The following is a 22,641-nucleotide window of genomic DNA, read 5'->3' as shown; positions in this document are numbered from 1 at the left end:
CGTGACCGAACCGACGACCGCCCCCGACGCGACGCGCATCCTCGATCTGCCGCTGGAGCCGATCTCGCGCGCCGCCTTCGCCCCCTTCGGCCACCTGGTGGAGGCCATCGAGGACGGCGTCCTCTACGGCCCGGACGACGCCCGCCTCGACCTCGCGCAGGGCACGCCGCGCTTCTACATCATGCGCCTCGACCCGCGGCCGATGCTGGTGCGCCGCATCACCCGCCACCGCCGCGTCACCCAGTGCCTGGCCAGCGTCGGCGGCCGCCCCTGGGCCATCGCCGTGGCCCCGCCCGACGGCCTCGACGACGCTGCGGCCGAGCCGGCTCCGGAGCGCATCCGCGCCTTCCTGGTGCCCGGCGACGCCGCCGTGGTCCTGCACCGCGGCACCTGGCACGCCGGCCCCTACTTCGACGGGGACTCGCTGTCCTTCTTCAACCTCGAGCTCAGCGACACCAACGAGGTCGACCACCACAACGCGCACCTCGACCGCCGCCACGGGGTGGCGCTGCGGCTGGTGCCGCCCGGCCCGGCCACGGCCTGACCGTCCCGTGCCGGCGACGAACCAACGGAGGCGCCGATGAGCGAACCCATGGTGCACATCTGGAACCTTCACAAGAGCTTCGGGGCCAATCCGGTGCTCAAGGGCGTCGACCTGTCGGTCGCCCGCGGCGAGGTGGTGGTCATCATCGGCCCCTCCGGGTCGGGGAAGAGCACGCTGCTGAGCTGCATCAACTTCCTGGAGCCCTTCGAGAGCGGCACCGTCAAGGTCGACGGCGAGTACGTCGGCTTCGGGCCGGAGCACGGCGGCGTCCGCGCCCGCCTGCCGGAACGCCAGCTCGACCGGCTGCGCACGCGCATCGGCATCGTCTTCCAGCACTTCAACCTGTTCCCGCACATGACGGTGCTGCAGAACCTCATCGAGGCGCCGGTCCACGTGAAGCGCGAGCCGCGCGACACGGCGGTCGCGCGGGCCCGCCTGCTGCTCGGCCGGGTCGGCCTGGCGGCCAAGGAGAACGCCTATCCCGGCGAGCTCTCGGGCGGCCAGCAGCAGCGGGTGGCGATCGCCCGGGCCCTGTGCATGGAGCCCAGGGTGATGCTGTTCGACGAGGTCACCTCGGCCCTCGACCCGGAATTGGTGGGAGAGGTGCTGGAGGTGATGCGCGGCCTCGCCCGCGACGGCATGACGATGATCATCGTCACCCACGAGATGGCCTTCGCCCGCGACGTCGCCGACCGCGTCGTCTTCATGGACGGCGGCGTGGTGGTCGAGCAGGGAAGCCCGGCCGAGCTGTTCGGCAACCCGCGCGAGCCGCGCACCCAGGCCTTCCTGCGCAAGTTCCGCGACCACGACCGCGACGCGGCCCCGCCGCGCGCCGCCGCCGGCGAGCCGCCGCGCCAGCACGACGGAACGCTGGCGCGCTTCCTCGGCGGCGCGGCCGGGGCGTGAGGCGGCGGAGACCCGACGAGAGCCGGCGGCGAAGCCGGCCGCGAGCGTGAACGAAACCAGCGGATCGGCGAGCGTCGATCGAACAGAGGAGAGTGGAGATGATCGCGAAGGCTTTCCTGGCGGCGACCGGCCGCATCGCCCTGGCCGCCGTGCTGGCGGTCGGCCTGTCGTCCGCCGCGGCGCGGGCCGAGACCACCCTCGAGAAGGTGATGCGCACCAAGACCCTGGTGGCGGCGAACTCGTTCGCCTACGCCCCCTTCGGCTACATCGAGAACGGCAAGCCCGCCGGCTTCGACGTCGACCTCGGCGAGGCCATCGCCGGGCGCATGGGCGTCGCGCTGAAGTGGGAGAAGATCGACTTCAAGGGCATCATCGCCGCCCTCACCTCGGGCCGCGTCGACGCCCTGGTCACGGCGATGACCTGGTCGCCCGAACGGGCCGAGCGCATCCTGTTCTCCAAACCCTACTACGACGCCGGCATCGGTGCCGCCTACCGCACCGGCGCGCCGGTCGAGAAGCCGGAGGATCTCCAGGGCAAGGTGGTCGGCGTCCAGCTCGGCTCCGCCGGCGAGCGCTGGGCGCGCGAGCATTTCGGCTCGGCCATGGAACAGGTCAAGACCTACGACGAGCTGCTGCTGGCCCTCAAGGACCTGGAGAACGGCCGCGTCGAGGCCGTCGTCTCGGCCCTGCCGGCGGTCAAGTACGCCGCCCGCGCGATGCCGACCCTGCACACCTCGCCGGTGTGGGACGGGCGCGAGGTCGGCATCAACACCCGCAAGGACGACGCCGACCTGATGGCCGAGATCGACAAGCACCTGGCGGCGCTGAAGGCCGAGGGCTTCCTCGACACGCTCGAGGCGAAGTGGTTCGGCCAAGCCACCGTCGTCGCCAAGCCCTGATGCCGCAGCCGGCGGGCCGACGGCAACGCCGGCCCGCCGGACGCCGAGGAGAGTGTGCCATGGACTTCGAGTTCTCGATCTTCGTCCAGTCCCTGCCGGCGCTGGTCGACGGATCGCTGACCACCGCCAAGCTGACCGTCGTGTCGATCGCGCTCGGCCTGTGCGTCGGCCTGGCCGGCGGCCTGGCGCGGATCTCCGCCAACCCGCTCCTGCGCTGGCCGGCGGCGGTCTACGTCACCCTGCTGCGCGGCGTGCCGATGCTGGTCACCCTGCTGTTCCTCTACTACGGCCTGCCGTCGGCCGGCATCCAGCTCAGCGCCTTCACCGTGGGCGTGCTGGCGCTGGCGCTGACCAACGGCGCCTACGTCGCCGAGATCGTGCGCGCCGGCATCCGCTCGGTCGATCCCGGCCAGCTCCGCGCCGCCCGCTCGCTCGGCATGTCCTACGCCACGGCGATGCGCCGCGTCGTGCTGCCCCAGGCGCTGCGCCGCGTGCTGCCGCCGATCACCAACGAATCCATCACCCTCCTGAAGAACACGGCCCTGGTGTCGACCATCGCCCTGACCGACCTGCTGCGCGCCGGGCTCGAGGTCATGACCTGGCAGGCCAACACCTTCAGCCCCTTCGCCGGGGTGGCGCTGTTCTATCTCGCCATGACCCTGCCGCTGCAGGCGGTCAACCGGCACCTGGAACGCACCTACCGCATCCGCTGAGCCGCGCCATGCCCCGCACCGCCATCACCCGGACCGCCATCACCGGCGTCGCCGCCCTGACCCTGGAGGCGGACGGCGGCGTGCTGTCCGACGCCGACATCCTGATCGAGGCGGACCGCATCGTCGCCGTGGGGCCGGGGCTGGCGGACGCCTGGCCGGCGGCGACGCGGATCGACGGCCGCGGCCGCCTCGCCCTGCCGGGGCTGGTCAACGCCCACACCCATTCGCCGGAGACCCTGGCCCGGGGGACCGGCGAGGGGCTGCCGCAGGCCGGCTGGCTGGCCACGGTGTGGCGGCGCCTCGACCGGCTGTCGCCGGAGTGCATCCGCCTGGCGGTGCTGCTGGGGGCGGTGGAGATGCTGCGCGGCGGCGTCACCGCGGTGCTCGACCATTTCCGGCAGACGCCGATGCGCCCGGAGGCGGTCGAGGCGGCGGCGGCCGCCTACGAGGAGATCGGGCTGCGGGCGGTGGTGGCGGTGATGCTGCGCGACGCCGTCGACGGCGACGGCCGGCTGGTCGGCGCGCCGTGGGCGCCGGCGGAGCCGGCCGGCCGCCTGCTCGACCTCTGCGAGGCGGCGGCGCGCCGGCGCGGCGGGCCGGACGCGCCGGTGCGCATCGGCGTGGCGCCGTCGGCGCCGCTGCGCGCCACCGACGCCCTGCTGGCCGGCGCCGGCGATCTCAGCCGGCGCCGCGCCCTGCCCTTCCACACCCACGTCGACGAGACGGCGGCGGAGGCCGCGGCGGCGCGCGCCGGCGACGGCCGGTCCGCCACCGCACGGCTCGACGCGCTGGGCGCCCTCGGCCCCCGCGCGTCGCTGGCCCACTGCGTCTGGCTCGCCCCGGGCGACGCCGACCGGATCGCCGCCGCCGGGGCGACGGTGGTGCACAACCCGGTCAGCAACCTCCGCCTCGGCGCCGGCGTGATGCCGCTCGGCGCCCTGCGCCGCGCCGGCGTCCGGGTGGCGCTCGGCACCGACGGGGCGGCCAGCAACGACGGCCAGTCCCTGCTCGAATCCGTCAAGACGGCCGCCATCCTGCACCGCGCCGGCCACGCCGACCCCGGGCTCTGGCCGTCGGCGGCCGAGGCCCTGCGCATGGCCGTCGACGGGGGCGCCGCCGCCCTCGGCCTGGCGCCCGGCCGGCTGGCCCCCGGGGCCCGCGCCGACATCGCCCTGTTCGACCTCGACGCGCCGGCCTTCGTGCCGTTGAACGGGGCGGCCGAGCAACTGGTGCTCGCCGGTGCGGCGTTGCGCGCCGACCGCGTCCTGGTGGCCGGCCGGGAGGTGCTGCGGGACGGCCGTCCCACCCGCATCGACGAGGCCCGGCTCTACGCCGAGGCGCGGGCCGCCTTCGCGTCGACCGCCGCCGCGCCGGCGTGATCCGGCACCGCCGCGCCGGCGCCGCCGGCCGTCAACGCAAGCGGGCGATCACGTAGAGCTCCGGTTCCGTCTCGATCAGCCGCAGGGCGGCGTCCAGGATGCGGGTCCACGCCGCCTCCACCTCGTCCAGCCGCGGCAGCGCCTCGGCCAGGGCGGTCCGCAGCAGGCGCGCGTGGGTGGCGTCGATCGTGGTTTCGCCCCAGTGCAGCGCCCCCGCCAGCTTGCGCCGGGCCTCCGCGTGCGGGATCTTGCCGATCCAGGCGGTGTAGGCCTCGTCCGGCAGGTCGAGAATGACGGTGAAGCGCTCGGTGACGCCGACCTCGTGGCCGAAGCCCAGCGAGTAGTAGACGAGCCGGGGCGGCCGACCGATGCCGGCCGCCCCATGCGCGAACTGGCGGGTCAATTGGTGGAAGACGACGCGACGGTCCGCCATGGCCACTCCTCCGGCGAGCGCCGGCCGATGCGGCACGACGGGCCGGCGACGATCGCCCCGCGGACCCGGGAGCACGCGGGGCGTTCCGGGAATCCTGCGCCCGGGCGGCGGAAAGGACCATGCGACAATCCGGCTCATGCCGGCGGCGCCCTACTTCGCGCGGGTCAGCACCGTCGCCGGGGCGCCGTCACCCTGCACCAGGACCGACCCGTCCGCCAGGCGCAGGGCGGCGAAGGACTCGTCCATGGCCTCGCCCGTCGCGACGACCGCCTGCAGCGGCTCCGCGGGAACGCGCGGCGGCGCCAGCGAGGCGGCCGCGTCGAGCAGCCCGGCGCGGGCGTCGTCCTCGGCCTCGACGGCCTCCAGGCTGCGGCAGGATGTGTCACCGGTGAGGCAGACCGCCGCGGCGTCGACGGTGATCCGGCCGCGCCGCTCGGTCACCGGGAAGGCGGCCTCGCCGGCGGCGCGGTCCCAGGTCCAGGCGCCGCGCAGCCACTCCGGCACCCGGGTGTCGGCGGCCAGCTCGACGTAGTCGGTGATGAACGGCACCATGGTGCCGAGCATGTCGGCCGCCGCCCCGCGGGCGACCGACCGCACCGTCGCCGGGTCCAAGCCGTCGGCGGACAGCCGCTTCTCCCAGGCCAGGAGGGCCGCGTCCATCGCCGCGCGGAAGCGGGACGGCCAGCCCTCCCCCACCCAGCGCGGGTTGCGCCAGGCCGCGACCTCCGCGACGATCCCGTCGAACGCGGCCGCGGCGTCCGCCAGCCGGCGCGGCTCGACCGCTGCCATGAGCCGGCTGATCTCCACGGCCCGGCCGACCGTCGAACGGATGGTGCCGGTCCGGCCGTAGGCCGCGCCCATCATCGGGTCGAACAGCGCGTCGACCGCCCGCCAGGCCGGATCGTCGAACAGGCCGCCGTCCCCGGCGGCGCAGTCGGGCATCGGCGCCGCGCCGTCGCGCGTGGAGCCGTAGATCGGCTGCACCGCCGCCCAGCCGGCGGCGCCGTGCCGGGTCACGACGAAGCACGGCAACGCCATGTCATGGACGTCGTTCACCAGGCGCAGGGCCGTGAGGAAGCCCTCGTCGGTGCGGAGGTCCTGGTCCCGCGCGATGTCCTGCGGGTAGGAATCCGTCAGGGCGGCGACGGCGGCCGACAGGGTGGTGGCCGCCTTGGCCGGGTCCGGCCGGGCGCCGTAGCGCTGCGCGTAGGCGAGCCATGCCCGGCCCAGGGCGCCGCGGCGCTCGCCCAGCGAGCGCGCCGCCGCGTCCGGATCGTCGGCGATCGAGCGCACCACCTGCGCCAGGCCCTCCGTCGCCGGCGCCACCGCGGCTTCGAGCTGGCGCGCCCGCGCCTCCATCACGCCGGCGAGGCAGGCGGCCGCGGCGGGATGGGCGGCGCAGCCGTTGCGGACCTTGGCGATCCATCCCTTCTGCTCGGCGCGCAGCCGGTCGCGGCCGGCGGCGTCGACGACGTCCATCACCGCCGAGAAGGCCTCGGCGATGCGCTGGTCCAGCAGCGCCAGCGCCTCGTCGGCGCAGATGGCCTTCTCGACGGCGGTCGACGCCGCCTTGCAGTCGAAGGAGGGGGCGCCCTGGGCGCGCCCCGCCGCGAGTCCGACGGCCAGCCCGGCCGCCAGCACGACACCGATCATCCGCATGACACGCCCCGCCGCTCCGTCCTGACGGTCGCCCGTCCCCTGCCCCCGTGTCTGCCACGGCACTCGGCGTCCGACAAGGGTCCGGAGCGGCGGGGGCGGCGGCGCGTCAGTCGCCGCGCGCCGCCTTGCGGCGGCTCAGCCGACCCGCGCCGCCTTGCGGCGGCGGCCCTCCGCGTCGGCCGCCTTCAGCGCCGCCAGGACGTGCCGCGCCGTCACCTCGTAGGGCTCGTTGTGGATGGTCTCGCCGGGCACGCAGGCGGCCTCGGCCGCCTTCAGGAGACGCTCGTCGCTCACCCCGGCCAGCCCGATCTCGGCCAGGGTCGTCGGCAGGCCCACCGCCTCGCAGAAGCCGTAGACCTCGTCGATGACGGCGGCGGGGCGGCCGGTGAGCATCAGCAGGCCGAGAGTGCCGATGGCGACCTTCTCGCCGTGCCAGTACCGGTGGGTCTCCTCCAGCATCGTCAGGCCGTTGTGGATGGCGTGGGCGGCGGCCAGCCCGCCGCTCTCGAAGCCGAGGCCGGAGAGCAGCGTGTTCGCCTCGACCACACGCTCCAGGGCCGGGGTGACCACGCCCTGCTCGCACGCCGTCCGCGCCAGCACGCCGTATTCCAGCAGGGTGTCGTAGCACAGCCGGGCGAGGCTGAAGGCGGTCATCGGCCCCATCCGTCCCGTCATGTTGCCGCCGCGCTTGATGCGGCAGTCCTCCGCCTCGAACCAAGTGGAGAGCGCGTCGCCCATGCCCGACACCAGGAAGCGCACCGGAGCCTTGGCGATGATGCCGGTGTCCACCAGCACGAGGTCCGGGTTGCGCGGCAGCACGAGGTAGCGCTTGAACGCGCCGTGCGCGGTGTAGATCACCGACAGCGCGCTGCACGGGGCATCGGTGGAGGCGAGCGTCGGGGCGACGGCCACCGGGACGCGCATGGTGTGCGCGACGGCCTTGGCGGTGTCCAGCGCCTTGCCGCCGCCGATCCCGACGACGACGTCGGCGCCGGCGTCGAGCGCCACGCCGACCAGGCGCTCGATCTCCTCGTCGCAGCACTCGCCGCCGAACGCCTCGACGGCGAGGGGGAGATGCCCGGCCATCGACGCCTCGACACGGGCGCGCAGGAACGCCAGCGTCGCCGGATCGACGACGACCAGGGCCTTGCGCCCGAGCCGCCCCACCTCGCCTCCGAGGGAGTCGATGGCGCCGTCACCCTGGACGTAGCGCGCCGGGAAAATGGCGGTTGTAATCATTGCCGGCCTCTTTCTCAGGAGGAGAGAAATGCACCCATGATTACGGGATCGCGCTCGTCCGGACCGCTTGCAGGGCCGGAGAGATGCGGCAGCGGAGTGCCGCGCTGACGCGGGCGGCCCGGATCAGGATCGGCCCCGCGCCATCCCCTGTAAAGCCGTTCCCCGGTGACCGGCCTGCAGCAAAGAGTCGCACGCGAGGGCGCACGCCTTGCGCCGCATGCGCGAGAGTCGCGCCGCCACGCAACAGTCGGACCATCACCAGAATACTTAGAGGTTAACACCAAGTCCCGCAGTTTTTGCGCGTCAGCCTGCCGATATATACTTGTGGATTGACCCACGAATCCATCGATGATACTATACCTATATTGCACATCAATTCGGCAGGCAGCGCCATGGATTGCGTCGTTTGCGGCACCGGGCCGGGCAGTGTTTCGACGGACGGGGCGCGCTCCGTTCCGGCCCTGCTCGTCACGGCCGACGAAACCCTCGGCCGGGAGGACAGCGTCGTCGAGGAGGTCCCCGTGGCGCTGGAGTACGGGCGCACCACCTTCGCCGTCATGCTGGCGACGCCGACCGATCTGGAGGACTTTGCCGTCGGCTTTTCCCTGACCGAGGGGATCGCCGGCACCGCGGACGAGGTCGCCGTCGACGGCGTCGAACGGCTGCGCGAGGGCGTGCGCGTGCGCATGTCGCTGCCCGTCGACCGCCTCGCCCGGGCCCTGCAGCGCCGGCGCAACATGGCGGGCGGTTCCGGCTGCGGCCGCTGCGGCACCGACAGCTTCGCCGAAACGCTGCGTCCCCTGTCCCCTCTTTGCTCCGACCGCCGCTTCGCGGCCGACGCCATCCGCACGGCGATGGCCGCGCTGCCGGCGCGGCAGAGCCTCAACCGCCGGGTCGGCGGCGTCCACGCCGCCGGCTTCGCCACCCCCGACGGGCGCCTGGTCGCGGTGCGCGAGGACGTCGGGCGGCACAACGCCCTGGACAAGCTGATCGGCCATCTCGCCCGCGCCGGCATCGATCCCGCCGCCGGGTTCGTCGTCCTGTCGAGCCGCTGTTCGTTCGAGCTGGTTCATAAGACCGCCGCCGCCGGCATCCCCCTCGTCGCCACCGTGTCCGCCCCGACCGCGCTCGCCATCGACGTGGCGCGGTCGCTGCAGCTCTGCGTCGCCTCCTTCGTCCGCGACGGCCGCTTCACCCTCTATTCCATGCCGTCGCGGGTGCTCTGACCGGCACCGGCGGCGGGCGGCGGCCGTCAGCCGCCGGTGGCGCTCATGAAGCGGCCGACCGCGGGGCGATCCGCGGTCGCCCGGGCGAAGGCGTGGCCGCGCGGCTTGCGCGCCAGCGCCAGGTCGATCGCCCGGTGCAGCGGCCCGTCGTCGGCCGACTCGCGCACCGCGCCGCGCAGGTCGACCATGGCCTCGCGCCCCAGGCACAGCGCGAGCTGGCCGGTGCAGGTCAGGCGCAGGCGGTTGCACGAGGCGCAGAACCCGTGGCTCATCGGCGTCACGAAGCCGACCCGCCCGCCGGTCTCCCGCACCCGGACGTAGCGCGCCGGCCCGCAGGTGCGGTCGGCCACGTCCTCCAGGGTGAAGCGCCGCGACAGCGCCTCGCGGACCTCCGACAGCGGCACGAAATCGTCGCGCCGTCCCGTCTCGACCGCGCCGAGCGGCATCGCCTCGATCAGCGCCAGGTCCATGTCGCGGGCGTGGGCGTACCACATCAGCCGCTCGATCTCGCCGTCGTTGACCCCGCGCAGCACCACCGCGTTGATCTTCACGCGCATGCCGAACGCCAGCGCCGCGTCGATGCCGGCGAGCACGTCGGCGATGGCGCCGCGCCGGGTCAGGGCCGCGAACCGCTCGGGATCGAGCGTGTCCAGCGACACGTTGATGCGGCGCACGCCGGCCGCCGCCAGCGCCGCGGCGTCGCGGGCCAGCAGCGAGCCGTTGGTGGTCAGGGTGATCTCGTCGAGGGCCCCGGAGCGCAGGTGCCGCGACAGGGAGCGCACCAGCGACAGAACGTTCCTGCGGACCAGGGGCTCGCCCCCGGTCAGGCGCAGGCGGCGCACCCCGCGGTCGACGAAGGCCGAGCAGATGCGGTCGATCTCCGCCAGGCTGAGCACCTCCGCCTTGGGCAGGAAGCGCATCCGCGCGCCCATGCAGTAGCTGCACCGGTAATTGCACCGGTCGATGACGGACACCCGGAGATAGTCGATCGACCGGCCGAACCGGTCGACGAGGCCCGTGCCGCCGGGAGCCGGCGCGCTGTCGTCTCTCATGGTCGTCGTCCTGGAGTCGGAACGGTTGCCGGTTCGGCCGCGGCGGGACGCCCGGCCCCGCCGCGGCCGAACCCGGCGGCTCAGCGGCCGGTCGCCGCCTTCGCCGCGACGACCTGCACCGGGGTCCGCTCGGGCAGCGGATGCAGCCCGCCCAGACCCTTGCGGTAGATCAGCCAGTAGATGCCGCCGACGAACACCGAGCCACCGACGATGTTGCCCAGCGTGGCGAACAGCAGGTTGTGCAGCACGCCGTTCACCGTCAGCGCGGCGACGTCGATCCCCTCCGGCACGTGGCCGGTGAACTTGAGGAGCAGGGCCAGCGGCAGGAAGTAGAGGTTGGCGATGCAGTGCTCGAAGCCGGCGGCGACGAAGGCGGCGACCGGCAGGGTCATGGCGAGGATCTTGTCGGCCACCGAACGGCCGGCGTAGGCGAGCCACACCGCCAGGCAGACCAACAGGTTGCACATGATGCCCTTGAAGAAGATCGTCACCGAATCCGGGGCGGTCTTGGCCAGCGCCAGCTTCAGGGTCGCGCCGGCGATGGCGCCGTTGCCGAGGTCGGGGTGATGGGACATGAAGATCAAGAACACCAGCCCCATGGCGCCGACGGCGTTGCCGATCCACACGGTGATCCAGTTGCGCAGCACCTGCGCGGTGGTGATCTGGCCGTTGGCGCGGGCCATGACGATCAGGCAGTTGCCGGTGAACAGCTCGGCGCCGCCGATCATCACCAGCGACAGGCCGAGCGAGAACACGACGCCGCCCAGCACCTTCTGCACGGCGAAGGAGAGCGTCGGATCGGCCAGCACGATGAGGAAGAACATGCCGCCGAGGCCGATGCTGCCGCCGGCGACGATCGACAGCATGAAGCTCGGCAGGAAGGGCATGGTCGCCTTCTTGACCCCCAGCTTCTCGACCTTCTCCTGGATCTCGGCGGGCGAATAGGCCTCCATGCCGAGGACGACCGTGTCTTGATTGGGACCCGTTGCCATGACGGAGCTCCTCGATGTCTGATGTTTGCAGATGGGCCGCAGGGCTCGCGCCCGCGGCGGTGGTTCAGGCCACCGCTTCGTAGTCGTCCACCCCCTCCCCTCGAACCAAACGGTCGTGGATACCGGCGACGGCGGCGGATACCGGTGCGGAGACCGGTTCCCAGAACTCGGTGGAGGCCGGCTGGATGCCGAGGAACAGGATGTCCTCCACCGATTCCTTCAGGCTGTCGATCAGGAAGTTCAGCGGGATCGCGTGGGTGGTCAGCAGGAAGTGCTGGGCCACGCAGTCCTGGTCGATGCGCCGCACCGAGCCGGGCGGCAGCTCCATGTCGGCGGCGTCGACGATCACCACCCGCCGCGGCGCCAGGGTGCGGATGCGGTGGGTGTGGTTCTCCGGCACGTCGGCGCCGTCGATGACCAGCCAGCCCGGCGCCGGCGCCTCCTCCAGCAGCCGCGCCAGCAGCGGCCCGGCGCCGTCGTCGCCGCGCAGCACGTTGCCGACGGTGAAGACGAGATCGCTCATGACATGCGCCTCCCCATGAGGTAGATCGCCGGCTCGCGCCGGATGGCGTCGAGCGAGGCCTCCAGGCCGGCGAACCAGTCCGCCACCTCCGGATCGGCGGCCGGCAGGGCCTCGGCGATCGCCTCCTTGAGCATCCGCGTGTGCGTGGAATCGACGATGATCTCGCCGAAGCGCAGCAGGCCGGCCAGCTTGCGCCGCGCCTCGCTGCCGTCGGCCAGCGTCTCGAGCACCCGGTCGTAGACCGCGCCGGAGCACTTCAGCTTCGGCTTGAAGCAGTCGAAGACGCCGATGTGGTGGCCGATCGCCAGCGAATAGTAGACGACCTGCTTGGCCTGCTCGGGAATGTCCTCGGCGCGCTCCAGGACCTTGGAGTGGAGCTGGTAGAAGATGACGTCGCCGCTCATGACGCGGCCTCCCGGATCGCCTCGTCGACGACCCCCTGCAGCCGGGCGAAGATCTCGGCGCGCCGCGGATCGGCCTGGGCGCCGACGAAGTCGGCGACCCGCTGCGGCAGCGGCTTCCCGGCGGGCCGCTCGAGCAGCGCCAGGAACTCCTCGACCAGGTCGCCGCCCTGGCGGTAGCCGGCCATCCGCCGCGCCTCGCGCTCCAGCCGCACCCGCAGCCCGTAGGGAAGGTCGGGATGGCGCAGGGCCGCCGCCTCGCCCTCGGCCTCGACGTGGGTCTCGGCCTTCAGCTTCTGCTCCAGCAGGCCGAGCGCCACGGCGAAGCCGTGGATGGTGGCCGCCGGGGTCGGCGGGCAACCGGGGATGTAGACGTCCACCGGGACCACCTGGTCGGTGCCGCCCCACACGCAATAGAGGTCGTGGAAGATGCCGCCGGTGCAGCCGCAGGCGCCGTAGGACACGACGATCTTGGGGTCGGGGGCAGCCTCGTAGGCGCGCAGCGCCGGCGGCCGCATCGCCCGGGTGACGGCGCCGGTGAACAGCAGGATGTCGGCGTGGCGCGGCGAGGCCACCACCTTGATGCCGAAGCGTTCGGCGTCGAACACGGGCGTGATCGAGGAGAAGATCTCGATCTCGCAGCCGTTGCAGCCGCCGCAGTCCACCCGGTAGACGTAGGCCGAGCGCTGGATGTCCTTGAGAAGCGTGCTCTTCATCCGGGCGATCTCGCCGGGGATGGAGACGTGCGGCATCTCCGGCACCAGGCCGCGGTCGGTCAGCGGAAGTTTCATGGCGTCGTCTCCATGGTGCGGGCGATGTCCATCCGGGCGATCTGGCCGACATCGTGCTTGCGCTTGCAGTCGGGGCAGGTGGCGACGAGCTGGCGCTGCAGCTCCGCCTCCTCGGTCGTGCGGGCCGCCTGGGTCAGCAGGGCGGCGACGTAGGCGACCTCCTTGGCCGGCGCGAAGGGCCGGCCGCAGCATTCGCACGCGGCCAGCGTGAAGACCGCCTTGCGGGTCAGGTCCTCCTTGCTGCCGACCGCCAGCTCGAAGTCCGTCGACAGGCGGATGGCGCCGGTCGGGCAGGATTCCTCGCAGCGGCCGCAGAAGATGCAGCGCCCGTAGTTGATCGACCAGGTGCGGGTCCCGGCCGTCACGTCCGTGTCCATCGCGATCGCGTTGGGCGGACAGGCGACGGTGCAGGCCGCGCACGCGATGCAGTTCTCTGCCGTGTGTTCCGGCTTGCCGCGAAAATCCTTGCACACCTCGTACGGTGCGAAAGGATACTTCACCGTGGCTTCACCGGTGCGGAAGACTTCCTTGAGAAGCTTGAGCATTGGAGCCTCGCCTTACTTCAGCGGTGAATCCTTGCGTTCGCGGCAGTAGCGTTCCATCTCCTTGTAGGCGATGGTCTTGGAACGCGCCTTGCGGACGTCGACCACGGTGACGCGGTCGGTGCAGGAGTAGCAGGGGTCGATGCTGCCGACGATCAGCGGGGCGTCGGACACCGTGTTGCCGCGCAGCATGTAGCGCAGCACCGGCCAGTTGTTGTAGGTCGAGGCCCGGCAGCGCCAGCGGTAGAGCTTCTGGTTGTCGCCGGTCATCGACCAGTGGATGTCCTCGCCCCGCGGCGCCTCGGTGAAGCCGAGGGCGAACTTGTGGGGCTGGTAGGTGAAGGTCTCCGTCAGCACCGGCCCGCCCGGCGCCAGGTCGAGCAGCCGCTCGACGATGGTCAGGCTGTCGAAGAACTCGGCGACGCGGATCAGGGTGCGCGAGAGGACGTCGCAGCCGTCCTCGACGTGGACCGGCATGTCGATCAGCGAATAGCCGGCGAAGGCATGGTCGGCGCGGGTGTCGCGGCGGTGGCCGCTGCCCCGCACCACCGGCCCCACCGGGCTGTAGTCGCGGGCGATCTTGGGATCGAGCCGCCCCACCCCCTTGACGCGGCCGCTGACGTTGGCGGTGGACAGCAGCACCTCGACCAGCCGGGTGACGTCGTCGCGCAGTTCGGCGATCAGCTCGCGGGTCTTGGCCTGCTGCTCGCCCAGGATGTCGCGGCGCACGCCGCCGATCAGGTTGATGGCGTAGGTCTTGCGCGCCCCGGTCAGCAGCTCGGCCAGCACCATGGCCTTCTCGCGCACCCGGAAGAACTGCATGAAGCCGCTGTCGAAGCCGACGAAGTGGCAGACCAGCCCGAGGTTGAGCAGGTGGCTGTGCATCCGCTCCACCTCCAGCAGGATCGAGCGGATGGCCTGGGCGCGCGGCGGCGCGGTGATGCCGAGCGCGTTCTCCACCGAGCTGGTGTAGGCGACGGAATGGGCGTAGCCGCAGATGCCGCAGACCCGGTCGGCGAGGAAGGTGACCTCGTTGTAGCCCATGCGGGTCTCGGCCACCTTCTCCATGCCGCGGTGCACGTAGAACATGCGGTAGTCGGCGTCGATGATGTCCTCGCCGTCGACGAAGAGGCGGAAGTGCCCGGGCTCGTCGGAGGTGATGTGCAGCGGCCCCAGCGGCACCACCGTCGTCTCGACCGGGCTGTCGTTGACGAAGGGGTAGGTCTCGGTCTCGGTGGTCGGCGCCGGCCGCAGCCGGTAGTCCATGGAGTCCTTGCGCAGCGGGAACAGGTTGTCGGGCCAGTCGTCGGGCAGCACCAGCCGGCGCTCGTCGGGCAGGCCGACCGGGCGCAGGCCGAACATGTCGCGCACCTCGCGCTCGCCCCACACGGCCGCCGGCACCCGCGGGGTGACCGACGGGTATTCCAGCGTGTCGGCGGGCACCGCGGTGCGCACCACCACGTGGCACTTGTCCGCCCCTTCCATGGACAGGACGTAGTAGACGGCGAAGGCGCCGTTGAGCGGGCGTTCGTCGTTGCCGACCACCACCGACAGCCAGCCGTTGTGGCCGTAGTAGAGCAGCGCGACGACGTCGGGCAGCGAGTCCGGCTTGACGGTGATGGTCACCTGGCGGTCGGTCTGCCAGGCCTCGTCGAGGATGGCGTGGGGCAGGCTGTCGCGCACCGCGGCGATGTAGCCGCTGCCGACCCGCTCCGGAGCGAGGGCGTTCATGGGGTGGCCTCCGTGTGCGAGGGAAGGTCGGCGGCGCTGGCGACGGCCTTGCCGTCGACGGCGTCGATCCGCTGCCAGGGGGCGGCGATCACCGGGCGCGTGTCGCCGTTGAGGACGATGGTGGTGGCTTGTTCGATCATCTGCGAAACCGGGCGGGGAACCGCGAAGCCCATGGTGAGGACGAGGACGAAGAGGACCGCCATCGGCGCCAGCACCGGCCAGCCGACGTCGCCCTTCGGCGTGGCCTCAGCATTCTTGCCGAGCACGGAGTCGGCGATGATCGAGATCAGGGCGGCGATGGTTATCGTCACGAAGAGCGCGACCACCAGCATCAGCCAGAGGTGCCCCTCGTTGATGCCGGCGGTGAACACCAGGAACTCGCTGACGAACATGTTGAAGGGCGGGAACCCGGCGAGCGCCAGGGCGCCGCCCATGATCAGCAGGCCGGTCGCCGGCGCCACCCGCAGGATGCCCTTCACCGCCCGCAGGTCGCGGGTGCCGAACTTCATCAGCACGTTGCCGGACGCGCAGAACAGCAGGGACTTGGTCAGGCTGTGGTTGACCGCGTGCAGGAGCGCCGCCCCGATGCCCAGCGGGCCGCCGATGCCGAGCCCCAGCACGATCAGGCCGACGTGCTCGATGCTGGAATAGGCGAGCTTGCGCTTGAGGTCCTGCTGCACCAGGAAGAGCAGCGCCGCCACGCCGACCGACAGGGTGCCGACGATCAGCAGCAGGGTCTGCGGGAAGTCGGGGCCGACGGTGCCGACGGTGACGATGTAGTAGCGGATGATGACGAGCAGCGCGCACTTCAGCAGCACGCCCGACAGCAGGCCCGACACCGGGCTCGGCGCCTCGGAGTGGGCGTCGGGCAGCCAGGCGTGCATGGGGAAGATGCCGGCCTTGGTGCCGAAGCCGATCAGCGCGAAGACGAAGGCCAGCTTGACCAGCATCGGGTCGAGCTCGGCGGCGTGGGCGGCCAGCGCCGTCCACAGCACCGCCTGGTGCGGGTCGGCCAGCACGTCGCTGGCGTTGGCGTAGACCAGCACCGTGCCGTAGAGGCCGAAGGCGACGCCGACCGTGCAGATGATGACGTACTTCCACGCCGCCTCCAGGGACGACTTGCGGCCGTAGAGGCCGACCAGGAAGGCCGAGCCGAGCGTGGTCGCCTCGATCGCCACCCACATCAGGATGATGTTGTTGGCGGTGACCGCCAGCAGCATGGTGAACAGGAACAGGCTGAAGAAGCCGTAGTAGGCCTTGGCCTTGGCGGCGTCGAGTTCGCCGGTCTCCAGGTCGTGGCGGATGTAGCCGAGCGAGTAGTAGCCGGTGAGGCCGCCGACGACGCCGATCAGCATGACGAAGATGGCGCCGAGGGAGTCGACGAACAGCCACTCCCCCATCGCCGAGAGCGGGTCGCCGGCGATGACGACGCCGACGATGGCGAGCGCCAGCACCAGCACGAAGCCGACGGAGGCGAGATGGACCCGTTCGACGAGGGTGGTGGTGACCTGGCGGGACGGCACCATCAGCATGTACGCCGCTGCCGCCAGGGGACCGCTGAGAAGCAGCGGTGGCAGGATTGAGGACACCATGGCGGTCATCCCTTCAGGGTCGTGAGGGTGCGGGCGTCGAGCGTGTGCAGCGTGCCGAAGATCCGCGAGGCGAGTGCCGCCATGACGACGACGGCGAAGATCGCGTCGGTGGCGATGCCGACCTCGACCAGCTCCGGCGCCTTGGCCGCCAGCAGCGCCAGGGTCAGGTGGGAGCCGTTCTCCATCAGGCAGTAGCCGAACACCTGCTTGAGGATGTTGCGCTGGGCGACGATGCAGCCCAGCCCGAGGAAGAAGAGCGCCAGCGAGACCGCCAGCGCCGGCTTGATGGCCTCGGCCGCCGGCAGGGCCACGCCCTGGACGACGAAGAAGCACAGCACGACGATGGCCGCGGCGGCGACCACCGACAGGGCCGCCGGCATGACCGCACCGGTGCCGACCGCCGGATCGACGAGGCGGCGGAAGGCGCTGTACATGATGACCGGCACCAGCACGACCTTGGTCAGCAGCGCCGAGGCCGACCACAGGTAGAGCTCGCTGGAGTCGGTGGCCCCGGCCAGCGCCACGAACAGCAGCACCAGCACGAAGGACTGGACGGCGTAGAGCCGCGCCGAGTTGACCGGCTTCCCGGCGAGGATCACCAGGAGCGAGGTGACGATCAGCAGGCCCGAGAGGCCGTTGACGATGAGGAACCCGTTCATGACCGTTTCTCCTCAGCCGAGCCACGAGGCGGCGATGGCGCTGGACCACACCGTCATGATCACCAGGGCCACCAGGACGAACCGCATGCCGGCGGGCAGCGGCGCCGCCGCGGCCATGGTGGCCGACGGCTTACCGGGGACGGAGTGGCCGAGCCACTTCAGGAACCAGGCGAAGGCGCCGATCGATTCGGCGAGCGCCACCACCACCAGCACCATCAGCAGCCCGTGCCCGGCGCCGACCTCGAAGCCGCCGGCGAAGATGGCGAACTTGCTGAAGAAGCCGTTGAAGGGGGGCACGCCGGTGATGGCGAGCGCCGCCGCCACGAAGGCGACGCCGAGCAGCGGCGACTTGGTGACGATGCCGCGCAGCGACGGCAGCAGGCGCGTGCCGGCGGTGTAGCTGAGCGCACCGGCGACCAGGAAGAACAGGGTCTTGGCGAAGGCGTGGTTGAAGATGTGGGCGATGGCGCCCTTGAAGGCGAGGTCGGAGCCGAAGACCGACAGCGACAGCGCCAGCAGGATGTAGGCGAGCTGGGTGATGGTGGAGTAGGCGAGCAGGCGCTTCAGGTCGACCTGCGGCAGATACATGAAGAAGCCGAAGACCAGGGTGACCACCGCCATCACGGCGCCGACGTAGCCGACGATCTCCGGGGCGCCGCCGGCCGACATCAGGCCGCGGGCGAAGATGTAGACGCCGACCTTGACCATGGACGCCGCGTGCAGGTAGGCGCTGACCGGGGTCGGCGCCTCCATGGCGTCGGGCAGCCACATGTGGAAGGGAAGCTGCGCCGACTTGCCCCAGGCGGCCACCAGGATGGCCAGCAGCACCACCGTCTTGGCCGTCGGCCCGAGGGCGGAGATGGCCGAGAGCGCGAAGGTGCCGGTGGACAGGAACAGGACCGCCGCGCCGACGTAGAGGCCGAGCGAGGCGATGTGGGTGATCAGCAGCGCCTTGGCGGCCGAGCGCAGGGCCTTGGGCGACTCGTAGTAGCCGATCAGCGCCCAGGAGCAGGCGCCGGTGAGCTCGAAGAAGGCGAGCTGGCCGGTGATGGTCGAGCTGAAGACGAGCCCGGTCATGGCGCCGATGAACACCAGGAGGAAGGCGTAGAAGCGGCGCCGTCCGGGGTCCGGGTGCTCGCGGTTGCCGGCGTTGAGGTAGGCCGCCGAATAGACCGCCACCAGCAGGCCGATGGCGATCACCGCCAGCGCGATCAGCACGCTGACGCTGTCCACCGTCAGGCCGAAGATGGAGACGTCGGCGAAGCGGATGAGGTCGTGGGTGACGCCGACCTTGCCGGCGGCGGAGAAGGTCATGGTGAGGATGCCCATCACCGCCAGGGTGGCGGCGGCGAAGGCTTGGCACAGCCATTTGGCCAGGTGCGGCGGGGCCGCGGCGATCGCCACCGCTCCCGCCATGGGAACGAGGATCGCCGCCAGGGCCAGCAGGCTGAGTGCGTCTGTGGGGAGGGTTGTCATGATGCTACCCCTGCACGGCTCACAGGCCGACCAAGTAGAAGACGAAGGCCAGCGAGGCGGCGCCCACGCCCACCCAGCTGTGCTGGGGGGTCAGGCGGAAGCGGGTGCGGGCCACGGAGTTCTCGATGACGCCGACGACCAGGAAGATCGCCAGGACCTTGACGACGAAGGCGACCAGGCCGACCAGCAGGCCGAGGACGGTCATCTCCGGAGCGCTGCCGAAGGGCAGGAAGACGCCGATGAACCAGGCCACGACGACCGTCTGCTTCAGCGACATGGCCAGCTTGATGAGGGCCAGCGACGGGCCGGAGTACTCGGTCAGCGGCCCTTCCTGCAGCTCCTGCTCGGCCTCGGCCATGTCGTAGGGCAGCTTGCCCAGCTCGACGTAGACGGCGAAGGCGAAGGACAGGGCGGCGACGATGGTGGCGGTCATCGAGTGCACGGTGCCGCCGGCGATGGCGGCGCCGATGGCGCCCAGGTTGGTCGAGCCGGCCAGCAGGGCGGCGACGAACAGCGAGAGCACCATCACCGGCTCGACCAGGACGCCCATGGTCAGCTCGCGGCTGGCGCCGATGCCGGAGAACGAGCTGCCGCTGTCGATGCCCGACAGCGAGAAGAAGAAGCGGGCCAGCGCGAACAGGTAGATGACGGTGATCAGGTCGCCGATGGCGGCCAGCGGGGTGAAGCGGGTCAGCATGGGGATGCCCATGGCGATGACCAGCATGGTGGTCAGCATGACCGCCGGCATGACGCGGAACGCGGCACCGGCGTTCGGCGGGCGCACGTCCTGCCGTTTCAGGAGCTTGGCGAGGTCGCGGTAGTCCTGGAACAGGTCGGGGCCGTGCCGGGTGTGCATCCGTGCCCGCACCTTGCGCGCCAGGCCGGAGACCAGGGGGGCCGCCGCCAGCAGCGCGAGCGCTTGGAAGACGGCGAGCAGGAGATGGGAGAAGGTCAACACGGGGGAGCCCTCCTATCGCACGGCCAGGGCGAGCAGCGCGATCAGCGCGGCGACGATGTAGAGGCAGTAGATCCGGAAGTCGCCGCCCTGGATGCCCTGCATCCACTTGCCGGTGGCGTCGACGCCGCGGGCGATCGGGGCGATGACGGAGCGGTCGACCGCCGGCTCGCTGTGCCGGGCGAAGGCGACGACGCGGTCGAAGCCGATGGTCACGCCGTCCCAGCGCCCGGCGATCGCCTTGCGCACGCTGTAGAGCGGGGCGAAGAACATGCGGATCGGCTGGGCGAAGCTGCCGGCGGTGGCCGCCATGTGGCGGTCGGGCAGATAGCCGGCGGCCCACGGCGCCTCGGCGCGGCGCGCCACCAGCCGGCCGCGCGCGAACACGGTGGTGATGACGACCGGCAGGGCGGCCAGGGCGAGCAGGAGGATGGCGATCAGCGGAGTCGACAGGGCCGCCTGCTCCGGGTTGCCGGGCAGCAGCACGGCGCCGTCGGCGACGGTGATGGGGGCGGTGCCGAGGGTGGCGGCGGCCACCGCGCCGATCACCGGCGCCACCACCGGGGCCAGCAGGCCGAGCCCGACGCAGGCCAGCGCCAGCACGGCCATGCCGACCACCATGGGCAGCGGCACCTCGCGGGTCTCCGCGGCGTGGCGGCTGCGCGGCGCCCCGGCGAACATGACGCCGTAGGCCTTGACGAAGCACATGACGGCGAGCGCGCCGGTCAGCGCCAGCATGACCGCGGCGATCGGCGTGGCGAACTTGACCAGCGGCGTGCCGTCGAGCGCCGCGGCGAACAGCGCCTGGTAGGTGTACCACTCCGACACGAAGCCGTTGAGGGGCGGGATGGCGGAGATCGCCAGGGCGCCGATCAGGAAGGACAGCGCCGTCCAGGGCATCGTCCGGGCGAGTCCGCCCATCTCCTCCATGTCCTTGGTGTGCATGCGGTAGATGGCGGAGCCGGCGCACAGGAACAGCAGGCCCTTGAAGACCGCGTGGTTCACCAGATGGTAGAGGCCGGCCATCAGGCCGAGCGCCGCCACCACCGGCTGGTCCAGCGCCGTGCCGATCATGGCGACGCCGACGCCCAGCAGGATGATGCCGATGTTCTCCACGCTGTGGTAGGCCAGCAGCTTCTTGATGTCGTGCTCGGCCAGCGCGTAGATCACGCCCAGCACCGAGGAGACGGCGCCGGACAGCAGGACCAGCAGGCCCCACCACAGCAGCCCCGCGGTCTCGCCGGGGCCGAGCAGGTCGAGGCCGACCTTGACGATGCCGAACACGCCGATCTTGATCATCACCCCCGACATCAGCGACGAGGCGTGCGACGGCGCCGCGGGGTGGGCGCGCGGCAGCCAGATGTGCAGCGGGATCATGCCGGCCTTGGCGCCGAAGCCGAGGAAGGCGAGCAGGAAGACGACGGTGTCGAGGGGTGCCGGGACGCGCGCCGTGCGGAACGCCGCGAAGTCGAAGCTGCCGGCCTGGTTCGCCATGATGAAGAAGGCGGCCATGATGAGGACCGAGCCGGCGTGCGCCACGAGGAAGTAGAGGAAGCCGGCGTTCACCGCCTCCTCGTCCTGGTCGAAGATGACGAGGAAGTAGGAGGCGAGCGACATCATCTCGAAGAAGATGAGGAACCAGAAGGCGTTGTCGGCCACCACCACGAGCATCATCGAGGCGATGAAGGCGTGCATGAAGAAGCCCATCGCGGCGGTGCCGCGCCCGGCGTACTCGCGCACGTAGGCCACCCCGTAGACCCAGGCGACCAGCGACAGCAGCGCGATGACCGAGACCATCAGGCCGGCCAGCGGGTCGAGGCGCAGGACGAAATGGGCGAAGGGATAGGGGCCGGCCAGGTCGAGCACCTGCGGCGGCCCGCCCAGCGCCGACAGGCCGGCCGCCAGGCCGGCGAGCGCCGCGGCGGCGCCGATCGCGTTGGTGATGCCGGTCTCGAGGGTCTCGCCGCCCTCCCAGGTCTTGAGGAGGAGGCTGACGACGCCGCCGCCTGTCGAAAGCAGCAGCGACAGGATGAGGAGATAGAGCGCGGTCATGGGTTCTGCCCCTCCAGTGAGGCGAGCGGCAAATCCACGCCGCCGGCGGCGGCCGAGAACGCGCGCTTGGCGGCGTTGGCCCGCCCGACGGCGGCGTTGTCGACGGTGAAGAGGGCGTTGGTCGGGCAGACCCGCACGCAGGCCGGGCCGGCCCCGGTGGACTCGCAGAGGTCGCACTTCACGGCGACGCTGCGCACCCCGGTCTCCCACGCCAGCAGCGGGTCGAGCGCCGCCGAATGGGTCGGCGTCGCGGTGCGGATGCCGGCGACCCCGGCGATGCCGGTGCCGCTCGGCGTGATGGCACCGAACGGGCAGGCGAGCGCGCACATCTTGCAGCCGATGCAGGTCTTCTCGTCGAGCACGATGGCGCCACCGGCATGGGTGATGGCGTCGACCGGGCAGACCCGGGCGCACGGCGCGTCCTCGCAGTGGTGACAGAGGACGGGCGCGGTGCCGTCCGCCGTCCGCGTGACGGTCAGCCGCGGATGCGCCTGCATCCCCTCCCTTCTGTGCGCGTCGGTGCATGCGGCCATGCAGGTGTTGCAGCCGATGCACTTCCTTGGTTCAGCGATAACGAAGCGGTTCATTCCAGACCTCCGGATGCACGGGCGGAAGTGTCGTAACGGCCGAAACACCGCAAATCCGCCGGCTTTAAGCCGATAAGCAATCTTTATCGATCAATAAACATTGAATATACGTGGACACAACAGAGCTTTGCCGCCTGGAGATCCAAGCGGTGCGACAAAATGATCCAGTAAAGTCTATTGATTCTTGTCTTCTATGTTCGGGATAGCCGGACCTGTCGGCTGGTGTTGAAATTATGCCGACCGACATACGCTTGTCAACTGGACAGCAAAAAAAGATTGGCATATGGTTC

22 protein-coding genes are annotated in these 22,641 nt (G+C 71.4%); 6 read left to right on the top strand and 16 right to left on the bottom strand.

Annotated elements, in window-relative coordinates; genetic code table 11:
* Position 1 precedes the first annotated feature (1 nt).
* The 5 genes from ACSBPG_RS13575 (at position 2) to ACSBPG_RS13555 (ending at position 4,441) form a co-directional block, all read left to right on the top strand.
* Complete coding sequence (locus ACSBPG_RS13575; RefSeq protein ID WP_435537707.1) at positions 2-544, top strand: ureidoglycolate lyase; 543 nt, start codon at positions 2-4, stop codon at positions 542-544.
* Between the two features lie 36 nt (positions 545-580).
* Positions 581-1,450, top strand: a complete 870-nt coding sequence (locus ACSBPG_RS13570; RefSeq protein WP_435537706.1) for an amino acid ABC transporter ATP-binding protein — start codon at positions 581-583, stop codon at positions 1,448-1,450.
* A gap of 98 nt (positions 1,451-1,548) precedes the next feature.
* Positions 1,549-2,349, top strand: a complete 801-nt coding sequence (locus ACSBPG_RS13565; protein WP_435537705.1) for a transporter substrate-binding domain-containing protein — start codon at positions 1,549-1,551, stop codon at positions 2,347-2,349.
* 59 nt (positions 2,350-2,408) lie between these two features.
* A complete protein-coding gene (locus ACSBPG_RS13560) occupies positions 2,409-3,062 on the top strand; it encodes an amino acid ABC transporter permease (protein WP_435537704.1) in 654 nt (217 codons plus the stop codon).
* A gap of 8 nt (positions 3,063-3,070) precedes the next feature.
* Positions 3,071-4,441: an amidohydrolase family protein gene (locus ACSBPG_RS13555; protein WP_435537703.1), complete on the top strand. Its 1,371-nt coding sequence runs from the start codon at positions 3,071-3,073 to the stop codon at positions 4,439-4,441.
* 31 nt (positions 4,442-4,472) lie between these two features.
* On the opposite strand, the gene ACSBPG_RS13550 is transcribed toward ACSBPG_RS13555, so the two are convergent.
* The 3 genes from ACSBPG_RS13550 to ACSBPG_RS13540 form a co-directional block, all read right to left on the bottom strand.
* Entirely contained in the window at positions 4,473-4,874 is a 402-nt protein-coding gene (locus tag ACSBPG_RS13550; RefSeq protein WP_435537702.1) for a formate hydrogenlyase maturation HycH family protein, read from the bottom strand.
* 150 nt (positions 4,875-5,024) lie between these two features.
* Complete coding sequence (locus ACSBPG_RS13545; RefSeq protein WP_435537701.1) at positions 5,025-6,533, bottom strand: lysozyme inhibitor LprI family protein; 1,509 nt, start codon at positions 6,531-6,533, stop codon at positions 5,025-5,027.
* Positions 6,534-6,668: 135 nt separating this feature from the next.
* Complete coding sequence (locus ACSBPG_RS13540; RefSeq protein WP_435537700.1) at positions 6,669-7,772, bottom strand: glycerol dehydrogenase; 1,104 nt, start codon at positions 7,770-7,772, stop codon at positions 6,669-6,671.
* Positions 7,773-8,164: 392 nt separating this feature from the next.
* On the opposite strand from ACSBPG_RS13540, the gene fdhD reads away from it, so the two are divergent.
* Positions 8,165-8,998 (top strand): formate dehydrogenase accessory sulfurtransferase FdhD, encoded by an 834-nt coding sequence (gene fdhD / locus ACSBPG_RS13535; protein WP_435537699.1) that lies wholly within the window; start codon positions 8,165-8,167, stop codon positions 8,996-8,998.
* A 26-nt stretch (positions 8,999-9,024) separates the two neighbouring features.
* Here fdhD and moaA read toward each other — a convergent pair whose 3' ends face one another.
* From moaA to ACSBPG_RS13470, 13 genes are all read right to left on the bottom strand, one after another.
* Complete coding sequence (gene moaA / locus ACSBPG_RS13530) at positions 9,025-10,050, bottom strand: GTP 3',8-cyclase MoaA (RefSeq protein WP_435537698.1); 1,026 nt, start codon at positions 10,048-10,050, stop codon at positions 9,025-9,027.
* An 80-nt stretch (positions 10,051-10,130) separates the two neighbouring features.
* Positions 10,131-11,042 (bottom strand): formate/nitrite transporter family protein, encoded by a 912-nt coding sequence (locus ACSBPG_RS13525; RefSeq protein WP_435537697.1) that lies wholly within the window; start codon positions 11,040-11,042, stop codon positions 10,131-10,133.
* A 64-nt stretch (positions 11,043-11,106) separates the two neighbouring features.
* Entirely contained in the window at positions 11,107-11,565 is a 459-nt protein-coding gene (gene hycI / locus ACSBPG_RS13520) for a hydrogenase maturation peptidase HycI (RefSeq protein WP_435537696.1), read from the bottom strand.
* A complete protein-coding gene (locus ACSBPG_RS13515; protein ID WP_435537695.1) occupies positions 11,562-11,969 on the bottom strand; it encodes a formate hydrogenlyase maturation HycH family protein in 408 nt (135 codons plus the stop codon). The genes hycI and ACSBPG_RS13515 overlap by 4 nt, the downstream gene beginning before the upstream one ends.
* Entirely contained in the window at positions 11,966-12,757 is a 792-nt protein-coding gene (locus tag ACSBPG_RS13510) for an NADH-quinone oxidoreductase subunit B family protein (protein WP_435537694.1), read from the bottom strand. Before ACSBPG_RS13510 ends, ACSBPG_RS13515 begins: the two co-directional genes overlap by 4 nt.
* Entirely contained in the window at positions 12,754-13,302 is a 549-nt protein-coding gene (locus ACSBPG_RS13505; RefSeq protein WP_435537693.1) for a formate hydrogenlyase complex iron-sulfur subunit, read from the bottom strand. Before ACSBPG_RS13505 ends, ACSBPG_RS13510 begins: the two co-directional genes overlap by 4 nt.
* A gap of 12 nt (positions 13,303-13,314) precedes the next feature.
* The gene (locus ACSBPG_RS13500; RefSeq protein WP_435537692.1) at positions 13,315-15,030 is read right to left on the bottom strand and encodes an NADH-quinone oxidoreductase subunit C; all 1,716 of its coding nucleotides are present in this window, start codon (positions 15,028-15,030) and stop codon (positions 13,315-13,317) included.
* Positions 15,027-16,622, bottom strand: coding sequence for a hydrogenase 4 subunit F (locus ACSBPG_RS13495; protein ID WP_435537691.1), 1,596 nt, complete (start codon positions 16,620-16,622; stop codon positions 15,027-15,029). Before ACSBPG_RS13495 ends, ACSBPG_RS13500 begins: the two co-directional genes overlap by 4 nt.
* A gap of 5 nt (positions 16,623-16,627) precedes the next feature.
* Complete coding sequence (hyfE, locus tag ACSBPG_RS13490) at positions 16,628-17,281, bottom strand: hydrogenase 4 membrane subunit (protein ID WP_435537690.1); 654 nt, start codon at positions 17,279-17,281, stop codon at positions 16,628-16,630.
* A gap of 12 nt (positions 17,282-17,293) precedes the next feature.
* Positions 17,294-18,757 carry a hydrogenase 4 subunit D gene (locus ACSBPG_RS13485; protein ID WP_435537689.1) on the bottom strand — a complete coding sequence of 488 codons (1,464 nt, stop codon included), beginning with the start codon at positions 18,755-18,757 and terminating at the stop codon, positions 17,294-17,296.
* A 19-nt stretch (positions 18,758-18,776) separates the two neighbouring features.
* Positions 18,777-19,715 carry a respiratory chain complex I subunit 1 family protein gene (locus tag ACSBPG_RS13480; protein ID WP_435537688.1) on the bottom strand — a complete coding sequence of 313 codons (939 nt, stop codon included), beginning with the start codon at positions 19,713-19,715 and terminating at the stop codon, positions 18,777-18,779.
* 12 nt (positions 19,716-19,727) lie between these two features.
* Entirely contained in the window at positions 19,728-21,764 is a 2,037-nt protein-coding gene (gene hyfB / locus ACSBPG_RS13475; protein WP_435537687.1) for a hydrogenase 4 subunit B, read from the bottom strand.
* On the bottom strand, positions 21,761-22,261 hold the full coding sequence (locus ACSBPG_RS13470; RefSeq protein WP_435537686.1) for a 4Fe-4S dicluster domain-containing protein: 501 nt from the start codon (positions 22,259-22,261) through the stop codon (positions 21,761-21,763). Before ACSBPG_RS13470 ends, hyfB begins: the two co-directional genes overlap by 4 nt.
* Positions 22,262-22,641 lie beyond the last annotated feature (380 nt).

This window comes from Azospirillum sp. ST 5-10, from assembly GCF_051225715.1.
Lineage (GTDB): Bacteria > Pseudomonadota > Alphaproteobacteria > Azospirillales > Azospirillaceae > Azospirillum.
The sequence above is the reverse complement of the archived record's forward strand: the minus strand, read 5'-3'. Positions and strand labels throughout refer to the sequence as shown.

Bases quoted from the DNA above. Each gene is read 5' to 3' on its own strand.
- ACSBPG_RS13570 (WP_435537706.1), top strand. From the start codon at position 581: ATGAGCGAACCCATGGTGCACATCTGGAACCTTCACAAGAGCTTCGGG.
- ACSBPG_RS13565 (WP_435537705.1), top strand. From the start codon at position 1,549: ATGATCGCGAAGGCTTTCCTGGCGGCGACCGGCCGCATCGCCCTGGCC.
- ACSBPG_RS13560 (WP_435537704.1), top strand. From the start codon at position 2,409: ATGGACTTCGAGTTCTCGATCTTCGTCCAGTCCCTGCCGGCGCTGGTC.
- ACSBPG_RS13555 (WP_435537703.1), top strand. From the start codon at position 3,071: ATGCCCCGCACCGCCATCACCCGGACCGCCATCACCGGCGTCGCCGCC.
- ACSBPG_RS13550 (WP_435537702.1), bottom strand. From the start codon at position 4,874: ATGGCGGACCGTCGCGTCGTCTTCCACCAATTGACCCGCCAGTTCGCG.
- ACSBPG_RS13545 (WP_435537701.1), bottom strand. From the start codon at position 6,533: ATGCGGATGATCGGTGTCGTGCTGGCGGCCGGGCTGGCCGTCGGACTC.
- ACSBPG_RS13540 (WP_435537700.1), bottom strand. From the start codon at position 7,772: ATGATTACAACCGCCATTTTCCCGGCGCGCTACGTCCAGGGTGACGGC.
- fdhD (WP_435537699.1), top strand. From the start codon at position 8,165: ATGGATTGCGTCGTTTGCGGCACCGGGCCGGGCAGTGTTTCGACGGAC.
- moaA (WP_435537698.1), bottom strand. From the start codon at position 10,050: ATGAGAGACGACAGCGCGCCGGCTCCCGGCGGCACGGGCCTCGTCGAC.
- ACSBPG_RS13525 (WP_435537697.1), bottom strand. From the start codon at position 11,042: ATGGCAACGGGTCCCAATCAAGACACGGTCGTCCTCGGCATGGAGGCC.
- hycI (WP_435537696.1), bottom strand. From the start codon at position 11,565: ATGAGCGATCTCGTCTTCACCGTCGGCAACGTGCTGCGCGGCGACGAC.
- ACSBPG_RS13515 (WP_435537695.1), bottom strand. From the start codon at position 11,969: ATGAGCGGCGACGTCATCTTCTACCAGCTCCACTCCAAGGTCCTGGAG.
- ACSBPG_RS13510 (WP_435537694.1), bottom strand. From the start codon at position 12,757: ATGAAACTTCCGCTGACCGACCGCGGCCTGGTGCCGGAGATGCCGCAC.
- ACSBPG_RS13505 (WP_435537693.1), bottom strand. From the start codon at position 13,302: ATGCTCAAGCTTCTCAAGGAAGTCTTCCGCACCGGTGAAGCCACGGTG.
- ACSBPG_RS13500 (WP_435537692.1), bottom strand. From the start codon at position 15,030: ATGAACGCCCTCGCTCCGGAGCGGGTCGGCAGCGGCTACATCGCCGCG.
- ACSBPG_RS13495 (WP_435537691.1), bottom strand. From the start codon at position 16,622: ATGGTGTCCTCAATCCTGCCACCGCTGCTTCTCAGCGGTCCCCTGGCG.
- hyfE (WP_435537690.1), bottom strand. From the start codon at position 17,281: ATGAACGGGTTCCTCATCGTCAACGGCCTCTCGGGCCTGCTGATCGTC.
- ACSBPG_RS13485 (WP_435537689.1), bottom strand. From the start codon at position 18,757: ATGACAACCCTCCCCACAGACGCACTCAGCCTGCTGGCCCTGGCGGCG.
- hyfB (WP_435537687.1), bottom strand. From the start codon at position 21,764: ATGACCGCGCTCTATCTCCTCATCCTGTCGCTGCTGCTTTCGACAGGC.
- ACSBPG_RS13470 (WP_435537686.1), bottom strand. From the start codon at position 22,261: ATGCAGGCGCATCCGCGGCTGACCGTCACGCGGACGGCGGACGGCACC.